13 protein-coding genes and 1 pseudogene are annotated in these 16,885 nt (G+C 64.3%); 4 read left to right on the top strand and 10 right to left on the bottom strand.

The genetic code is table 11. From position 1 onward, the window contains the following. Positions 1–216: 216 nt before the first annotated feature. Together B4F51_RS03585 and B4F51_RS03580 are read left to right on the top strand one after the other, a co-directional pair. Positions 217–1,344: a collagen-like triple helix repeat-containing protein gene (locus B4F51_RS03585; RefSeq protein ID WP_296223714.1), complete on the top strand. Its 1,128-nt coding sequence runs from the start codon at positions 217–219 to the stop codon at positions 1,342–1,344. A 156-nt stretch (positions 1,345–1,500) separates the two neighbouring features. Next, positions 1,501–1,809 (top strand): putative quinol monooxygenase, encoded by a 309-nt coding sequence (locus tag B4F51_RS03580; protein ID WP_296223713.1) that lies wholly within the window; start codon positions 1,501–1,503, stop codon positions 1,807–1,809. 80 nt (positions 1,810–1,889) lie between these two features. Here the strand turns inward: B4F51_RS03580 and prpF are convergent, their stop codons facing one another. From prpF to prpB, 4 genes are all read right to left on the bottom strand, one after another. Next, on the bottom strand, positions 1,890–3,074 hold the full coding sequence (gene prpF / locus B4F51_RS03575) for a 2-methylaconitate cis-trans isomerase PrpF (protein WP_296223712.1): 1,185 nt from the start codon (positions 3,072–3,074) through the stop codon (positions 1,890–1,892). Then, positions 3,071–5,668, bottom strand: coding sequence for a Fe/S-dependent 2-methylisocitrate dehydratase AcnD (gene acnD / locus B4F51_RS03570; protein WP_296223711.1), 2,598 nt, complete (start codon positions 5,666–5,668; stop codon positions 3,071–3,073). The genes prpF and acnD overlap by 4 nt, the downstream gene beginning before the upstream one ends. A 309-nt stretch (positions 5,669–5,977) precedes the next feature. Further along, the gene (gene prpC / locus B4F51_RS03565) at positions 5,978–7,147 is read right to left on the bottom strand and encodes a bifunctional 2-methylcitrate synthase/citrate synthase (protein ID WP_296223710.1); all 1,170 of its coding nucleotides are present in this window, start codon (positions 7,145–7,147) and stop codon (positions 5,978–5,980) included. Positions 7,148–7,183: 36 nt separating this feature from the next. Next, positions 7,184–8,080, bottom strand: coding sequence for a methylisocitrate lyase (prpB, locus tag B4F51_RS03560; RefSeq protein ID WP_296223709.1), 897 nt, complete (start codon positions 8,078–8,080; stop codon positions 7,184–7,186). Between the two features lie 215 nt (positions 8,081–8,295). Here prpB and prpR point away from each other — a divergent pair, with 215 nt between their 5' ends. After that, positions 8,296–10,278, top strand: a complete 1,983-nt coding sequence (prpR, locus tag B4F51_RS03555) for a propionate catabolism operon regulatory protein PrpR (protein ID WP_296223708.1) — start codon at positions 8,296–8,298, stop codon at positions 10,276–10,278. Positions 10,279–10,404: 126 nt separating this feature from the next. Here the strand turns inward: prpR and B4F51_RS03550 are convergent, their stop codons facing one another. The 4 genes from B4F51_RS03550 to panB all read right to left on the bottom strand — a co-directional run bounded on the left by B4F51_RS03550 (position 10,405) and on the right by panB (position 14,477). Continuing rightward, positions 10,405–10,980, bottom strand: a complete 576-nt coding sequence (locus B4F51_RS03550) for an isochorismatase family cysteine hydrolase (RefSeq protein ID WP_414706666.1) — start codon at positions 10,978–10,980, stop codon at positions 10,405–10,407. Between the two features lie 77 nt (positions 10,981–11,057). Then, a complete protein-coding gene (locus B4F51_RS03545) occupies positions 11,058–11,756 on the bottom strand; it encodes a YceH family protein (RefSeq protein ID WP_296223707.1) in 699 nt (232 codons plus the stop codon). Positions 11,757–11,886: 130 nt separating this feature from the next. Then, a complete protein-coding gene (locus tag B4F51_RS03540) occupies positions 11,887–13,410 on the bottom strand; it encodes a GGDEF domain-containing protein (protein ID WP_296223706.1) in 1,524 nt (507 codons plus the stop codon). 224 nt (positions 13,411–13,634) lie between these two features. Further along, the gene (gene panB, locus B4F51_RS03535) at positions 13,635–14,477 is read right to left on the bottom strand and encodes a 3-methyl-2-oxobutanoate hydroxymethyltransferase (RefSeq protein WP_296223705.1); all 843 of its coding nucleotides are present in this window, start codon (positions 14,475–14,477) and stop codon (positions 13,635–13,637) included. A gap of 84 nt (positions 14,478–14,561) precedes the next feature. Between panB and B4F51_RS03530 the strand changes: the two genes are divergently transcribed. Then, positions 14,562–15,395 carry a helix-turn-helix domain-containing protein gene (locus B4F51_RS03530; RefSeq protein WP_296223704.1) on the top strand — a complete coding sequence of 278 codons (834 nt, stop codon included), beginning with the start codon at positions 14,562–14,564 and terminating at the stop codon, positions 15,393–15,395. A 142-nt stretch (positions 15,396–15,537) separates the two neighbouring features. On the opposite strand, the pseudogene B4F51_RS03525 reads toward B4F51_RS03530, so the two are convergent. Next, positions 15,538–15,957, bottom strand: a pseudogene (locus tag B4F51_RS03525) (transposase); the annotation flags it as partial. A gap of 125 nt (positions 15,958–16,082) precedes the next feature. After that, on the bottom strand, positions 16,083–16,859 hold the full coding sequence (locus B4F51_RS03520) for a hypothetical protein (protein WP_296223703.1): 777 nt from the start codon (positions 16,857–16,859) through the stop codon (positions 16,083–16,085). Positions 16,860–16,885: the final 26 nt, after the last annotated feature.

The raw sequence follows: 16,885 nt of genomic DNA, 5'->3' as shown, positions 1-16,885 counted from the left end.
TTGCAGCGCCTGGGGCTTGCGAGTTTTTCCGGGATCCTGTTCGACCACCAGCAAGGCCTTGTGGCGCTTAACAATGTTTGCAATCAAACAGGACGTCGCTGAATAGACTGAATTTCACGCCGAGATCAAATTAATGACGCGGCGCATTTTGAGAAGCATTGAGTGGGGCGGGGAAGCGCATTTATCAAGCGCATTTTCAAAAAACGGGAGGCTGAAATGAAGAGGACATACCGAGGGACGCTGGTTTCGGCCGCCGTTACCGGGTTGCTGATCCTGGGCGGCTGCGCGAGCTCGGGTTCGGGTGACATGAGCGGAACCACGGGTAGCGATGGCAGTACCGCCAGTGGCGGAAGTGGCTCGAATGGCTCGAATGGCTCGGGTGGTTCCGCTACCACGGCCTCGACCACGCCCACGGGCGACGTCGCCTACAAGAGCGGTGGCGTGCTGACGACCACCGGTGGTGCCATCAGCATCTTGGGCACGACCATTGGCGGCTCCAACGTGCCGAGCGCTTCTGCGCTGGGCAACGTGGTCGACAACCTGGGCAATACCGTGTCCGCACTCGGCACGGGCGTGCAGTCTGGCCTGGGCAGCCTGGGCACGAACCCGAACCCTGTCGGCACCACGGTGTCCAGCACCGGCAACGTCGTCACACAGGTCGGCAACACCGTGGATGCCACGGGCGGGCTGGTCAGCAGCCTTGGCACGGGCCCGTTGCAGCCGCTGTCTCCGGTGACCACGCCGGTGGGCGGTGCGGTGTCGCAGGTGGGGCAGGCGGTGGCCGGCGCAGGCAGTACGCTGGGCACGGCCTTGTCGACCGGGCCGGTTGAACAAGTCACGCAGCAGCTCAGCTCGGCCGTGGTGCCACTCACCTCGCAAGTCACGACGGCCACGCAAACGCTGGGCAATACCACAGGCCTGGGCGCGCCGGCAACGAATCTGCTGCAGACGGTGGGTGGCGCGGCGGCGAACGTCGGCCCCTCGCTTACCGCCACGAATACACCGGTCGTCTCCGGTGTCGGTGGCGTAGTGACGGCCACGGGCAATACGGTGGCGGCATTGGGTGGTGCGGTTTCCACGCCGGGTGGCAGCGCCTCTGGCAGCCCGCTGGCGCCGATCACCAGTGCGCTGGGCGGGGCCACGGGCGGCAGCAATCCGCTGGGGGCGGTGACAGGTGCCCTGGGTGGCGCCAGCCCCGCTGCCGGTGCAACGGCGCCGGTCGGCACGCTGGTGACCACCGTGGGCACGTCGCTCACCTCCACTGGCGCGACCACGCCGCTGGCGCCGGTCACTGGCGCTGTGGGTGGCGCGCTGACGACGGTGGGCGGCGCGTTGCCCCACTGAGCGCGCGCAACCCAACGGGCCAGCGAGAATGGCCCATCATCGAGCCGTTCACGCCTCGCGCTGAACGGCTCGTTCGTTTGATGGGGCACGCAGCTTTCGGCTTAAAGTACGCCTGACCGCGCAGGTTCCCTCCTGCACGGTATCAGGAGACCCAAGATGATCAAGCACGCACTATTTGCCCGCCTCGTCGCCAAGCCGGGCAAGGAGCAAGCAGTGGCCGACTTTCTCGCGGCTGGCCTGCAGATGGCCAATCAGGAAGCCACCACCCCCATCTGGTTTGCGTTGCGCATAGCGCCCAACGTGTTCGGCATTTTCGATGCGTTTGCCAGCGAGCAGGACCGCCAGGCCCATCTGGACGGCCCCATCGCCAAGGCGCTGATGGCCAACGCGGCCGAGCTGCTGGCCACGCCGCCCGAGATTGCACCGATCGAGGTGCTGGGCATGAAGAACGCCGGCGCAAACTGATCACTGAAAAACAACAAAACCGCCGCATCCAGGCCTCAGCCGGATGCGGCGGTTTCATTTTGCGTGCGCCTTCAGCGAGTTCAGCCCGGCACGCGCACCCAGCCTTCCATCAGCACACGCGCACTGCGGCTCATGATGGCCTTGGTGACCGTCCATTCGCCGTCCACCAGCTTGGCCTCGGCGCCCACCCGCAGCGTGCCGGACGGATGTCCGAAGCGCACTGCGTTGCGCTCGCCGCCACCGGCCGCGAGGTTGACCAGCGTGCCCGGAATGGCCGCCGCCGTGCCGATAGCGACAGCCGCCGTGCCCATCATCGCGTGGTGCAGCTTGCCCATGGAGAGCGCGCGCACCAGCAGGTCCACATCGCCTGTGCCAACCTTCTTGCCACTCGACGCAACGTAGTCCTTCGGTGGCGCCACAAACGCCACCTTGGGCGTGTGCTGCCGCGTGGCGGCCTCGTCGATGTTCTTGATCAGGCCCATGCGCACGGCGCCGTGCGCGCGGATGGTCTCGAACATCGCCAGCGCCTTGGCATCGCCGTTGATGGCGTCCTGCAGTTCGGTGCCGGTGTAGCCGACGGCATCCGCGTTGATGAAGATCGTCGGAATGCCCGCGTTGATCATCGTCGCCTTGAGCGTGCCAACGCCGGGCACGTCCAGATCGTCGACGAGGTTGCCGGTGGGGAACATCGCGCCGCCGCCGTCACCGTCTTCTTCGGCCGCCGGGTCAAGGAATTCGAGCTGCACTTCGGCAGCCGGGAAGGTCACGCCGTCCAGTTCAAAGTCGCCCGTTTCCTGCACCGCACCGTTGGTGATCGGCACGTGCGCAATGATGGTCTTGCCGATGTTGGCCTGCCAGATGCGGACGACGGCAACGCCGTTTTGCGGCACCCGGCTGGCGTCCACCAAACCATTGCTGATGGCGAACGGGCCAACGGCGGCCGACAGGTTGCCGCAGTTTCCCGACCAGTCCACAAAAGGCTTGTCGATGGAGACCTGGCCGAACAGGTAATCCACGTCATGATCGGCCCGCGTGCTCTTGCTGATGATGACGGTCTTGCTCGTGCTCGACGTGGCGCCGCCCATGCCGTCGATCTGCTTGCCGTACGGGTCGGGGCTGCCGATCACGCGCATGAGCAGCGCATCACGGGCTGCACCGGGCTCCCGCGCAGCCAGCGGCAGGTCCTGCAGACGGAAGAACACGCCCTTGCTGGTACCGCCACGGATATACGTGGCGGGAATCTTGATTTGTGCAGGATGGCTCATGCTGCTTCCTTGTTCGATTCCAAAAAGTCCTGCGCAAAGCGCTGCAGCACGCCGCCCGCTTCGTAGATCAAGACTTCCTCATCGCTGTCCAGGCGGCACGTGACGGGCACTTCCACGCGCTCACCGTTCTTGCGATGAATGACGAGCGTGAGGTCCGTGCGCGGTTTGCGCTCGCCGATCACGTCAAAGGTTTCGGTGCCGTCAATGCCAAGCGTCAGGCGCGTCGTGCCCGGCTTGAACTCCAGCGGCAGCACGCCCATGCCGATCAGGTTGGTGCGGTGGATGCGCTCGAAGCCTTCTGCCACGATGGCTTCCACGCCAGCCAGGCGCACGCCCTTGGCGGCCCAGTCGCGCGAGCTGCCCTGGCCGTAGTCGGCACCGGCAATCACGATCAGCGGCTGCTTGCGCTCCATGTAGGTTTCAATCGCTTCCCACATGCGCGTGACCTTGCCTTCGGGCTCGATGCGCGCCAGCGACCCCTTCTTCACCACACCATCCACCACGGCCATCTCGTTGATGAGCGTGGGGTTGGCAAACGTCGCGCGCTGCGCGGTCAGGTGGTCGCCGCGGTGCGTGGCGTACGAGTTGAAGTCCTCTTCCGGCAGGCCCATCTTGGTGAGGTATTCGCCGGCGGCGCTGCTGGCCAGGATGGCGTTGGACGGCGAGAGGTGGTCGGTCGTGATGTTGTCGCCCAGCACCGCCAGCGGGCGCAGACCCTTGAGAGTGCGCTCGCCGGCCAGCGCGCCTTCCCAGTACGGCGGGCGGCGGATGTAGGTGCTCTGCGGGCGCCAGTTGTACAGCGGGCTCACCTTGGCGGTGTTTTCGCTGCGCTGCTCGAACATCGGGATGTACACCTGGCGGAACTGCTCCGGCTTGACCGATGCGCGCACGATGGCGTCGATCTCTTCATCGGTCGGCCACAGATCCTTGAGCAGGATCGGCTTGCCGTTGGCGTCGGTGCCGAAGCTGTCGCGCTCGATGTCGAAGCGCACCGTGCCCGCAATCGCATACGCCACCACCAGCGGCGGCGATGCCAGGAACGCCTGCTTGGCATACGGGTGGATGCGGCCATCAAAGTTGCGGTTGCCCGACAGCACGGCCGTGGCGTACAGGTCGCGGTCGATGATCTCCTGCTGGATCTTCGGGTCCAGCGCACCGCTCATGCCGTTGCACGTGGTGCACGCAAACGCGACGATGCCGAAACCGAGCTTTTCCAGCTCTTCCTTCAGTCCCGCTTCCTTCAGATACAGCTCCACCGCCTTGGAGCCGGGCGCCAGCGAGCTCTTCACCCACGGCTTGCGCGTCAGGCCCAGTCGATTGGCATTGCGTGCCAGCAGCGCGGCGGCAATCACGTTGCGCGGATTGCTCGTGTTGGTGCAGCTCGTGATGGCCGCGATGATGACGGCGCCATCCGGCATCTGGCCCGGCGTTTCTTCCCACTTGCCGGCGATGCCCTTGGCGGCCAGGTCGGTCGTTGCCACACGTGCGTGCGGGTTGGACGGGCCGGCCATGTTGCGCACCACGCTCGACAGGTCGAAACGCAGTACGCGCTCGTATTCAGCGTGCTTGAGCGTGTCGGACCACAGGCCAGCGGCCTTGGCATACGTCTCGACCAGCTTGACCTGCTCGTCGCTGCGGCCGGTCAGGCGCAGATACTCCAGCGTTTGTTGGTCGATCGAGAACATCGCCGCCGTGGCACCGTACTCGGGCGCCATGTTGGAGATGGTGGCGCGGTCGCCCAGCGTCAGCTTGGATGCGCCTTCGCCGTAGAACTCCAGGTACGCGCCCACGACCTTCTGCTTGCGCAGGAATTCGGTCAGCGCCAGCACGATGTCGGTGGCGGTAATGCCGGGCTGGCGTTGGCCCGTCAGCTCCACGCCCACGATGTCGGGCAGGCGCATCCACGACGCGCGGCCGAGCATCACGTTTTCGGCTTCCAGCCCGCCCACGCCGATGGCGATCACGCCCAGCGCGTCCACGTGCGGCGTGTGGCTGTCGGTGCCAACGCAGGTGTCGGGGTAGGCCACGCCGTCTTGCGCCTGAATGACCGGCGACATCTTCTCCAGGTTGATCTGGTGCATGATGCCGTTGCCCGCCGGGATCACGTCGACGTTCTTGAACGCGAGCTTGGTCCAGTCGATGAAGTGGAAGCGGTCTTCGTTGCGGCGGTCTTCAATGGCGCGGTTCTTGGCGAAGGCATCGGGGTCGAAGCCGCCGCATTCCACCGCCAGCGAGTGGTCGACAATCAACTGCACCGGCACCACCGGGTTGACCTTGGCCGGGTCGCCGCCCTGGTCGGCAATCGCGTCGCGCAGGCCTGCGAGGTCAACCAGCGCGGTCTGGCCCAGGATGTCGTGGCACACCACGCGCGCCGGGAACCACGGGAAATCCAGGTCGCGCTTGCGCTCGATCAACTGCTTGAGTGAAGCGGTGAGCGCGGCGGGGTCGCAGCGGCGTACCAGATTCTCGGCGAGCACGCGCGAGGTGTACGGCAGCTTGTCGTAGGCGCCCGGGGCGATGGCCTCGACGGCTTCGCGGGCGTCGAAGTAGTCCAGCTTGGTGCCGGGGAGGGGTTTGCGGTGGGCGGTGTTCATGGTGCTTTTGCGTGGTGTTTGGTCGTCGATTGATGCTATCGGTGCATCCCTCGTTTCGCCCCCTGCCGGGGCCGACTCACTTTTCTTTGTCTTGCCAAAGAAAAGTAAGCAAAAGAAAGGCGCGCCCGGGATGGCGACTACCCCTTGAATTTCTGTCGCAGGGAGGGAAGGGAGGCAAACTCGCTGCGCTCAGACAAGCCTCCCTTCTTTTCCCTCCCTGCAACACAAATTCAAGGCGCCATCCAGGGCAGGAACGTCAACGGCCAAACCGTCGGTGGGCTTGGGGTTGACGTTCCTCTTCTTGCTTTCTTACGGACGCTTGCTGATCGGCACGAACTTCAGGTCTTCCGGGCCGGTGTAGTTCGCGCTCGGGCGGATGATCTTGTTGTCGATGCGCTGCTCGATGATGTGTGCTGCCCAGCCCGACGTGCGCGCAATCACGAACAACGGCGTGAACATCGCCGTCGGTACGCCCATCATGTGATACGACACGGCGCTGAACCAGTCCAGGTTCGGGAACATCTTCTTGATGTCCCACATGACGGTTTCCAGGCGCTCGGCAATGTCGAACATCTTGGTGTTGCTGGCTTCCTTCGACAGCTTCTTCGCCACTTCCTTGATGACCTTGTTGCGCGGGTCGGACACCGTGTACACCGGGTGGCCGAAGCCGATCACGACTTCCTTGGCTTCGACGCGGCGGCGGATGTCGGCCTCGGCCTCGTCCGGGGTGTCGTAGCGCTTCTGGATTTCGAACGCGACTTCATTGGCACCGCCGTGCTTCGGACCGCGCAGCGCGCCGATGGCGCCGGTGATGGCGGAGTAGATGTCCGAACCCGTGCCGGCAATCACACGGCCCGTGAACGTCGAGGCGTTGAACTCGTGCTCGGCATACAGGTTGAGCGACACGTGCATCGCGTCGACCCACGACTTGGACGGCTCCACGCCGTGCAGCAGGTGCAGGAAGTGGCCGCCGATGGAGTCGTCATCGGTTTCGACTTCGATGCGCTTGCCGTTGTGGCTGTAGTGGTACCAGTACAGCAGCATCGAGCCGAGGCTGGCCATCAGGCGGTCGGCAATGTCGCGCGCGCCGGGGGTGGCGTGGTCGTCCTTCTCGGGCAGCACGGTGCCCAGCACCGAGACGCCCGTGCGCATCACATCCATCGGGTGGGCGGAGGCGGGCACCCATTCCAGTGCGGCCTTCACGTTGGCGGGCAGGCCGCGCAGCGCCTTCAGCTTGGCCTTGTAGGCGGCCAGTTCGGCCTTGTTGGGCAGCTTGCCGTGCACCAGCAGGTGCGCGACTTCTTCAAATTCGCAGGCGGCGGCCAGGTCGAGAATGTCGTAGCCGCGGTAGTGCAGGTCGTTGCCGGTGCGGCCAACGGTGCACAGCGCGGTGTTGCCCGCCGTCACGCCCGACAGGGCCACCGACTTCTTCGGCTTGAAAGCGCCGGTGTTCGGCGTGCTGTTGTCTGCTTCGCTCATGAGTGGTCTCCTTGGATTCGTTGCGTGTGGTGGGCGTTATTTCTTGGCGGCGAACAATGCGTCGAGCTTGTCTTCGTACGCGTGATAGCCGAGATATTGGTACAGGTCTGCGCGCGACTGCATGGTTTCCACGGCGGCCTTTTGCGTGCCGTCGCGCATGACCGTCTGGTAGAAGTTGAGCGCGGCTGCGTTCATCGCGCGATACGCGCCGCAGCAGTACAGCGCAATATCCACGTTGGCGCTGCGCAGCTCGTCGGTGGTGAACAGCGGCGTGCTGCCGAACTCGGTCAGGTTGGCCAGGATGGGCACCTTCACGGCGGCCTTGAAGCGGCGGTAGTCGTCCAGCGTCTTCATCGCTTCAGGGAAGATCATGTCCGCGCCCGCTTCCACATAGGCCACGGCGCGCTCGATGGCGGCGTCGATGCCCTCGACGGCGGCCGCGTCGGTGCGGGCCATGATGACGAAGTCGTCATCGGTGCGGGCATCCACAGCGGCCTTCACGCGGTCGACCATCTCGTCGGTCGGCACCACTTCCTTGCCTGGGCGATGGCCGCAGCGCTTCTGGCCGACCTGGTCTTCCAGATGCACGGCCGCCACGCCCGCCTTGATGAACGAGCGGATGGTGCGCGCGATGTTGAAGGCGCCGCCCCAGCCGGTGTCGATGTCCACCATCAGCGGGATCTGCACGGCGTCGGTAATGCGGCGGGCGTCGATCAGCACATCTTCCATCGTGCTGATGCCCAGGTCCGGAATGCCCAGCGAATTGGCAGCCACGCCGCCGCCCGACAGGTACACGGCCTTGAAGCCGGTCTGCTCGGCCATCTTGGCGGCATAGGCGGTAATGGCGCCCACCACCTGCAGCGGTTGGGACTCGGCCACCGCCTGACGGAACTTGGCGCCGGCGCTGGTGGGTTGTCGTTTGGTTGTGCTCATGCGTGCTCCAGAGGGCTCCAGAAAGATTGGCCGGATAGAGCAGGAAGCGGGCCAACCCGGGGCCAGGCGGGCAGCCTCGTCTAAGCCTTTGATTTGTATGGATGTGACGTCGCCGCCCAAGTGCGCGTAATTTCATTTATGAAATTTCAATTTCAAAAAAGGAAATACGCGGCGCATAATGACCGGACTGCCGTTCCTGCCACCCTGGCCACGCCATGAGCCCCACCCCCGCCGATTCCGTCGATCTTGCTGGCCGCCCCCGCATTTGGGCCTGCGGCATCAGCCGCCTGAGCGACCTGTTCCTCGACATTGCCGCCGAGTACAACGACCGCGCCGAGCTGCGCGTCATCACGCGCGGCTTTGAAGACATCGTGCGCGAGATCGACGCCGCCGGCCCCGAGCGCCCCGACGTGGTGGTCGCGGGCGGCTCCAATGGCGCGTATTTGAAGCCGCGCCTGTCGTTGCCGGTGGTTGTCATCAACCCCACCGGCTTTGACGTGATGCACGCGCTGGCCCGCGCGCGGCGCACGTCGTCGGGCACGGTGCAATCGGTGGCGCTCGTCACCCACGGCGAGACGCCCGACGAGGTGCGCCGCTTTGTCGCCGCGTATGGCATGGACGTGATGTTTGCCTCCTACGTATCGCGCCAGGATGCAGAGAGCTGCGTGCTCGATCTGCGTGACCGTGGCGTGGGCGCCGTGGTTGGCCCCGGCCTGGTCACGGACCTGGCCGCGCAGGCCGGCATGAACGCGGTGTTCCTGTATTCACGCGACTCGGTGCGCGCGGCTTTCGACACCGCGCTGGAAGTCGTGCAGGCCACGCGCCGTGAAACGCTGCGCCGCCAGCGCCTGGACAACCTGCTGCAGCATCTGCGCGACGGCGTGGTCGCGCTCGACGCGCAAGGCCGCGTGGAGGCGATCAACCAGCGGTTGGCGACTGCCCTGGGCATCGACGCCAAGCAGGCCGCCGGGCGGCCGTTGCTCGACATCGCTCCCAACCTGATGGGCCTGCTGCCTGATGCCGATGGCGACACGCTGGGCACCGTGCGCGGCGTGAACTACGTCATCCACCGTGGCCCGCTGGCAAGCACAGGCACCGGCGCCGCGAACGGCACCGTGTTCACCTTCCAGGAATCCCGTGCGGTGGAGCGGCTGGACCGCACGCTGCGTTCACGCCAGCGTCCGCAGCAGTTCAGCGCGCGCTATCGGCTCGATGATCTGGTGGGCGAATCGCCACCCATCGAGCGCGTGCGCACGCTGGTGCGGCGCTATGCCAAATCCGACGCCACCGTACTCGTGCTGGGCGAGTCCGGCACCGGCAAGGAGATGGTCGCGCAGAGCATGCACGAGCTGAGCGCCCGGCGGGACTTTCCCTTCGTGGCCATCAACTGCGGCGCCTTTCCCGAGGCGCTGCTGGAGAGCGAACTGTTCGGTTACGAAGAAGGCGCCTTCACTGGCGCGCGCAAGGGCGGCAAGACCGGGCTGATCGAAGCCGCGCACCGCGGCACGCTGTTCCTCGACGAGATTGGCGAGATGCCGCAGCCGCTGCAAAGCCGCCTGCTGCGCGTGTTGCAAGAGCGCGAGGTGGTGCGGCTGGGCTCCACCGAGCCAACGCGCGTCGACATCCGCGTGGTGGCCGCCACGCACCGCGCGCTGACGGATGCGGTGGAGGCCGGCACCTTCCGCGCAGACCTTTATTACCGCCTCAACATCCTGAGCATCGCGCTGCCGCCGCTGCGTGAACGCCCCGACGACGTGATGCCCCTGGCCGCCGAACTGCTGGTGCAGGCTGCGCGTCGCGAGCCGCGCCTGCTGTTGCGCATTCCCGGCGCCGAGGTCGCCGCCCGCGTGTTGGCAGGCATTGCTGAGCCGCTGCGGCGCTATACCTGGGCCGGCAACGTGCGCGAGTTGCAGAGCGTGATCGAGCGGATTGCCGTGGAGCTGGCCGATACCGATGTGTTGGACACCGAGGGCACCGGCGCCATCACACAAGACGTGCTGCGCATGATCGCGCCCGAGGTATTCGCGCAGGCCACGCGCGGCAAGACGGCCGCATTGACGCTGCGCGAACGCAGCCGGGGCGTGGAGGCGGAGGAGATTCGCGCCGCGCTGGCGGCGCATGATGGGGATCGCGAAGCGGTGTGCGCCGCGTTGGGGATCAGCAAGACGACGTTGTGGAGGCGCTTGCAGGCGGGGTAGGTAGTTGTGCTCGGTTGGCAATCCGGTTTCCGAATTTCTTCAAGGGTTTGGCCAGCCGCACAGCGCGTGGTGCAACGATTGCCTCGCTCCCCAAACGATCGCATTGCCGGGAAATGCCGCCAAACGCTAGCCAAGCAACCGCAACGCCTCCGCGAGCGACAGCACCGTTGTGCGCGAATCGAACGCCGTTGAAAAAAGATGCTCATGCACGACCTGATCCGGGTCGTAGCAGCAATCCTTGACTGTGAACAAGCGGAAGTCCGCATCGCTCGCGTGTGCGACCGACGACAGCATCACACCGGTCGACGCAATGCCAACCATGAGCAAGGTATCGACGCCCTGGGCGGAAAGCCGCACCTGCAGGTCGGTGCCAAAGAACACGCTGGCACGATGCGCGATGATCAGCGGCTCATTGGCCTGCCGGCCGAGCTCCGGCGAGATCCTGTCGTTCACGAAAAGACCAAGCTGTTTCATTCCCTGCCCGTTCTTGTTCAACGGACTGACCTCCGGATAGCTGGGGCTGAAGTGGATCTTGGCGAAATAGACGCTGACGCCCGCGGCCCGCGCAGCGTCACACAGCTTGCGTGTATTGGAGAGCAACGTCGGCGCGACTGATGGAAACAACTCCAGGATGTCGGTCTGATAATGCATGACCAATAGAGCGGTTTTCGCCGGAACGATCGAGGGAATCTGCATGGTCATAGGGTGCGCATCAGACGCGCTTTTTCATGCTCTGTTGATGATGAGGCTGTCTCCCAAACCGGCGTGGCCGCGTGCGGCTACTGCATCGTCGTGTCGATGGAGATACCCAGTTCGCCTGCCATCTTTTCGACAAGCACCTGAAGTCTAGTCACCTTGTCAGCCAATTGCCTGTGTTCAGCTTTCAGCATTTCGAACTCTGAGGGGGCGATGGCCTCGTCGACACCCCCGCGTTGCGGCATTTCGGTCGGCGTGATTTCACCGCACAACAAATGCATCCAGCGGCTTTCACGCTCCCCCGCCATTCGTGGCAGCTTCACGACGTACGGCGGATTGTTCGCGGCGAGCTCGTCCAGAAACGCTTCCACCGATGAGATATCAGCAAAGGCGTGCAGCCTTGCCGCGTTCAGTCGCAACTCGGCGGCCGTCTGCGGGCCGCGCAGGAGCAGGGTGGTGAGCAACGCGATGGATTGACTCGGGATGCCGAACACACGATTCATGTTGTGCTCGAAGCGTGTCACCCGGCTGCTGCTGCCTTCCATGACCAGGCTCAACGATTTCAGTCCGTCGATGGCAGCCAGAATCTCGGCTTCGGTAACGGCCATCACCGGAGAACGTGCGGTTTTCTGGTTGCAGCCGGAAGCCAGCGCATTGAGCGACAACGGGTAGGTATCCGGCACCGTTTTCTGCTTCTCGACCAAGACGCCCAGCACGCGACCTTCAAGGGCGGTGAGGGCTCGGATGGCGCGGCTCTGAGAGCCGTCAGGATTGATGTTCATGATGGTTGGCGACTGGAAGCGACCTGGGATCTTCGCATGATATCCGGCCGCCGAATCGTGAGATCGGACGGCTCCCGCCCAAGCCGCGAAGGGGTCGAACGCGGCGCGTTGGCCACCGACCCACAACGCATCATGCACCGACGACCTTGTTCTTTCCGGTCCGCTTGGCTTGATACATGCCGCGATCCGCTCGCTGGATCGCGGCCATTGGCGCTTCATCTTTGCCAAGTTCTGCCACGCCGGCAGAAAACGTAATAAAGAGCCGGGTATCGCCGGCCGCAAAGAAACGCTGCGTGAGCGCGCGCTGAAGCCGGACGATTACCTGTACTCCATCTTCCAGGCACGTGTCGGGCATCAGGATCACGAATTCCTCGCCGCCAAAGCGCGCGAGCGTGTCTTGCGGGCGCATGGATTCGCGCGCGACCTGGGCCAGATGTGAAAGTGCATCGTCACCGAAGCTGTGCCCATGAACATCGTTGATCGACTTGAAGTTGTCGATGTCCAGGAAAGCGATGGAAAGCGCGGAATGTTGATGTGCCGCGCGGGCGACTTCTCGCTCCAAGGCCTCCTCCAGGCCTTTGCGGTTCAGCGCGCCAGTCAGGAGGTCATGACGCGCCGAAGCCGACGCCATGTCGAGCGCCTTGCGAAGCCTCGCGACCTCGGTAGAAGTTTCTTCAGCCTTGCGCTTCATTGCCGAGAGTTCGTCGCGATTTCGGGCGGCCTCCAACGACATCCATCGGGTGGCCGATAGCGCATCCTGAATTGCCGGTGCAATCTCGGAGATCGTCTTGGCCGACTCGATCTTCTTGGCGCACGCTTCCATCTGGAGGTGGAGTTCGCCCGAGGTTTCCGCCGCCGCGGACAGCCGCTCCATGAAAGACGCCAGGAGCCGCTTCATTTCTTCCTGCGCCTCGATCGACTTCGCCTTCAGTGACCCCTGCTTGTGGATCACTTCTTTGAGGCGGCGTCGCACGTCGTCAAGCCGGCGCAGGCTCACCGGAGATTCGCTGGCCTTCATCAAGGCCTCGATCTGGCCGCGCAGCCAGTGGTCGTCCAGTGACAGCTCGCCGATGTTTTCAAAGACAAGCTGCAGCAGGCTCAGCAGCGATCTGCGAATCTCGTTTTGGTCTTCTGCCGCGAGTCGCAGCCGATGGTTGAACGTCGATAGCGTTGCATTCAGATGTGCGAGGGTTTCAGACTCCGAACGGCAGGCATGGATGAGCGCCCTTGCAGCGGGCCCGATTGTGGAGTCGTCCTCGCCCAGGGCCGGCAGGCAGCACTCGATCATGCGTGCGAGCTGTTCGCGCAACTCCCGCACCAGGGCCATTCGCTCCGAACGTTCCGCGCCATCGTCGTCTGCGAAGGCGTAAGCGTTCGATTGCCTGACGCGGTTCTGAGCCAGGCGCAGTGCCCCAAAGAGCTTGTCCCACTTGCCGTCTTGAATCCATTGCGACATCCGGCTCGCCTCTTGCCGGTCCAGAAACTCCGTTCCTGAAAAGCTGGCGGTGAAAGCGTCCTGGGCATCCTCGTTCGGCTTACTTCCGGCGATCTCGTGGTAGATCGCGGCAAAGTTGTCAGGCGTGGGAGCCTGTCTGCGTGAGGCCAACAGCCTTAGGGCATGTCGTGCGGTCTCCGAGGGATTGGTTTCTGTCATACCTAACCAGAGGATGGCGAGCCGGGGTGGAGCGCAATTTTCCTCGGTTCTGGGCGTACCGCAAAGTCGATCAGAAGGTTGTGTGGGCGCCGCGCCGCATGCGTGCAAGGCGCCGTACTTGCTGACAAGGCAAGTATCAAGGCGATCTTCGTTATTGGGCTTGGAACTGGCCTATTCAGCGGCGCTTGCTGCCTAAGCGATATTCCGTGGCCGTCAGACGCGCATCAGGCCGCCGTCAACTGCAGCGGCTTGCCATACCCGAAACAGTGCTGCGCCTGCGGGAAGGTGCCCCGCCGCACTTCGTCGGCGTACTGCGCAACGGCCTCGCGCATGACGGCGTTGATGTCGGCATAACGTTTGACGAAGCGCGGCGTGTAAGCGTCGAAGCCGCCCACCATGTCTTCGGTCACCAGCACCTGGCCGTCGCACGCGGCGGAGGCGCCGATGCCGATGGTCGGGATCGTGAGCGTTTCCGTGATGTGCCGCGCCAAGGCCTCGGCGGTGCCTTCGATAACGACCGAGAACGCGCCGGCCTGTTCCACCGCCTGCGCGGCTTCGAAGATGCGCGCGGCCGAGCGTGCCTCCAGCCCTTGCGCCTTGAAGCCGCCCGTGGCGTTGGCCTGCTGCGGCATCAGCCCGATGTGAGCCATGACCGGCACACCGCGCTCGGTCAGGAAGCGGATGGTGTCGGCCATCTCCACGCCGCCTTCCAGCTTGACCGCCTGCGCGCCGGTCTCGCTCAGCAGGCGCGCCGCGTTGCGGAACGCCTGCGCGGGCGATTCCTGATACGTCCCAAACGGCAAGTCGACCACCACGCAGGCCTGTGCCGCCCCGCGCACCACCGCCGCCCCATGCGCAATCATCATGTCCAGCGTCACACCCAGCGTGCTCGGCATGCCGTACACGACCATGCCCAGTGAATCGCCGACGATGATCACATCGGCATGCGCGTCGACCAGGCGGGCCATGGGGGTGGAGTAGGCAGTGAGCGAGACCAGGCTGCCCGCACCTTTGCGCGTGCGCAGGGCGGTGACGGTGTGGCGGGTGACGGAGGCGTGCGTGCTCATGGAATGGGAACGATTGGTGACCAGTGAAGGAGGCGCCACGGTATCATCCGCGCCGCACGCGCGATTGCGCGCGGAGGACGCCTTATGCTGCTCGCAGGACAAGCCCGCAACGTCTACGTAGTGCCGCCCATGGCCGTGCTGCCGCGGCCGTTGTTTGTGCGGGCCTTCGAGATTCCGGGCAACGGTTGGGTGGAGGCGCACAGCCACCCCTGGGCACAGTTCACCTACGCCACCGCCGGCGTGATCGAGATCGATACCCCGCTGGGCCGCCACCTGCTGCCGCCGCACTACGCCATGTGGATTCCGCCCGACATGCCGCACGCGGTCTCCACGCGGGAGTGCGTTGCTTTCCACAGCCTGTATCTCGACCCGGCCGCGTTTGGCGCCCATGCCCCGCGCGCGGGCGACATGTTGTGCGTGACACCGCTGCTGCGCGAGCTGGTGGCCGCAACCGCCGAGCTACCGGTCAACTACGACATGAGCGGCCCCGACGGCGCCCTGGTGTGCCTGATCGTCGACCGCATCCGGCGCCTGCGCGCCGCGCCCCTCTCGGTGCCGATGCCGCGCGATGCCCGCCTGCACAAGATCGCCCGCGCCTTGCACGCAGACCCTGGCGACCCGCGCAGTCTGGACGATTGGGGCCAGCAGGTGGGCGCCACCCGCCGCACGCTTTCGCGCCTGTTCCGGCATGACACCGGGTTGTCATTCATTGAATGGCGGCAGGGGTTGCGCCTGCTCGCAGCGCTGCCTTTGCTGGAAGCCGGCACGGCCGTAGGCCTGGTGGCCGAACGGCTGGGCTATGCGTCGGTGTCAGCCTTCATTGCCGTGTTTCAGGCGCGCTTCCAGGTCACGCCTGGGGTGTTCGCCCGCACCCGGCAACTTGGGGGCGGGGCGGGTGACGCGTGGGATGGAGATTGATGGCGCGCCATGCGCCGCTGGCTGGCTGATTGGCTGATTGGCTGTTTGGTGCGCGTAGCATCTCGGTCACGGCCGTGGAATCGACGCAGGAAATCAGCGCAAGGAGTGAGCGATGAAACGAAACCTGTTTGCGGAATTGAAAGAGGGGACGTCCGCGCTTTCCGCGAATGGGGGAAATCGCCTCGACCAGCGCATCGAGCTGCGTGATGTCGTTGCGATTCGCGCCGGTCCGTTGGGTTCGGGCCAGTTTTTTTCCCGCCAACATGGCGCGAACCGAAGAACTGTCGACAATGGCGCGCGCCATGTTGAGTTGGCCGCGACGGCGCAATTCCGCAAGCAGTGTCTCGTGCATGCGTTGGCAGACGCCAGCCTCTTGCCACGCAACCAGTCGTCGCCAGCAAGCAGTGCCCGAGCCGCAGCTCATCTCTTGCGGTAGCAGATTCCAGGCGATGCCTGAGCGCAGCACAAACACGATGCCTGTCAACACCGCGCGGTCCGGCGTCGGCTTGCGCCCCGCATATCGGCGGCTGCGCGGCGCTCGTGCTGGCAGCAACGGTTCGATGAGTGACTACAGTTCGTCGTCTATCAGTTCTCTGGGTATCGCTTCCTGTCAGGCAAAACAAGACAGGAAGTCAAAACCCGCCCGAAGAAGTCAACAGGCCCTATGGGTAATTTCGCAACAGCTTCTTAGCCCTTGGGCTCGAAGTGCAGCCAGCTCATCAGCTTTGCACGGCCTTCTGAGCACAGCAGCCAACGGTCGTTGTCGTTCCAGTGGTCTGCAATGAGCGGGATGCTGGACAGATCGCGCGCACCGGCCTTGTATTCATGGATATGGAAGAACTCGCCCGCACGCTCAATCAATTCACGCAGTTGCTGCGGCCCCGAGCCATCAACAACGCAGAAGTCGTGCACCTCAATGATGATGTGGGCATCCTTCATGTCTGCCAGGCAGTTGCGGGTCAGCACCTGGAATTCATATCCCTCAATGTCGCAAAGCACGACGGCATCGGAAAACTGAACGCCCGCCGCCGTCAGTTCAGCCGTAAAGTTGCTCGTCGCCTCACCGAAGATATGGACACGATCACCAACGCCAGCTTGCTCGGCAATCTGCTTTAGGTTCTCCCGGCTCTCGGGCACCACCTCGTAGCAATACGATTGCTGGAAGTGGTTTGTCGCAATCAGGCCCACGCCGTAAAAACCGTCGGCAGCGCCAAGATCTACCAGCGTGCTGCGGTTGCCCTTGATGCGGGCAATCAGATCGCAAACCTCTTGCTCATAGAGGCCCAGCAGCTTGGCCCCATTGTCTGCGGTCCGCCAGGTTGCACGATCACCAAGGTAGTAGCCGGTCAGCAGGCCATGCTGCACGACACCGCCAGTCGCATCCCACAGGCGTTGCCCGTTGTGGATGCGGCGTAACTCCATTGCCTGCATTGTGGCGTGATAAAACAGCTCGGACGTGTCCATCTTTTTATTCTCCAACCTTTACTTCA

The organism is Ralstonia sp. UBA689, assembly GCF_002298975.1.
Classification (GTDB): domain Bacteria; phylum Pseudomonadota; class Gammaproteobacteria; order Burkholderiales; family Burkholderiaceae; genus Ralstonia.
Note: the sequence above shows the minus strand (reverse complement) of the source record. Positions and strands in the feature narration are given on the sequence as shown.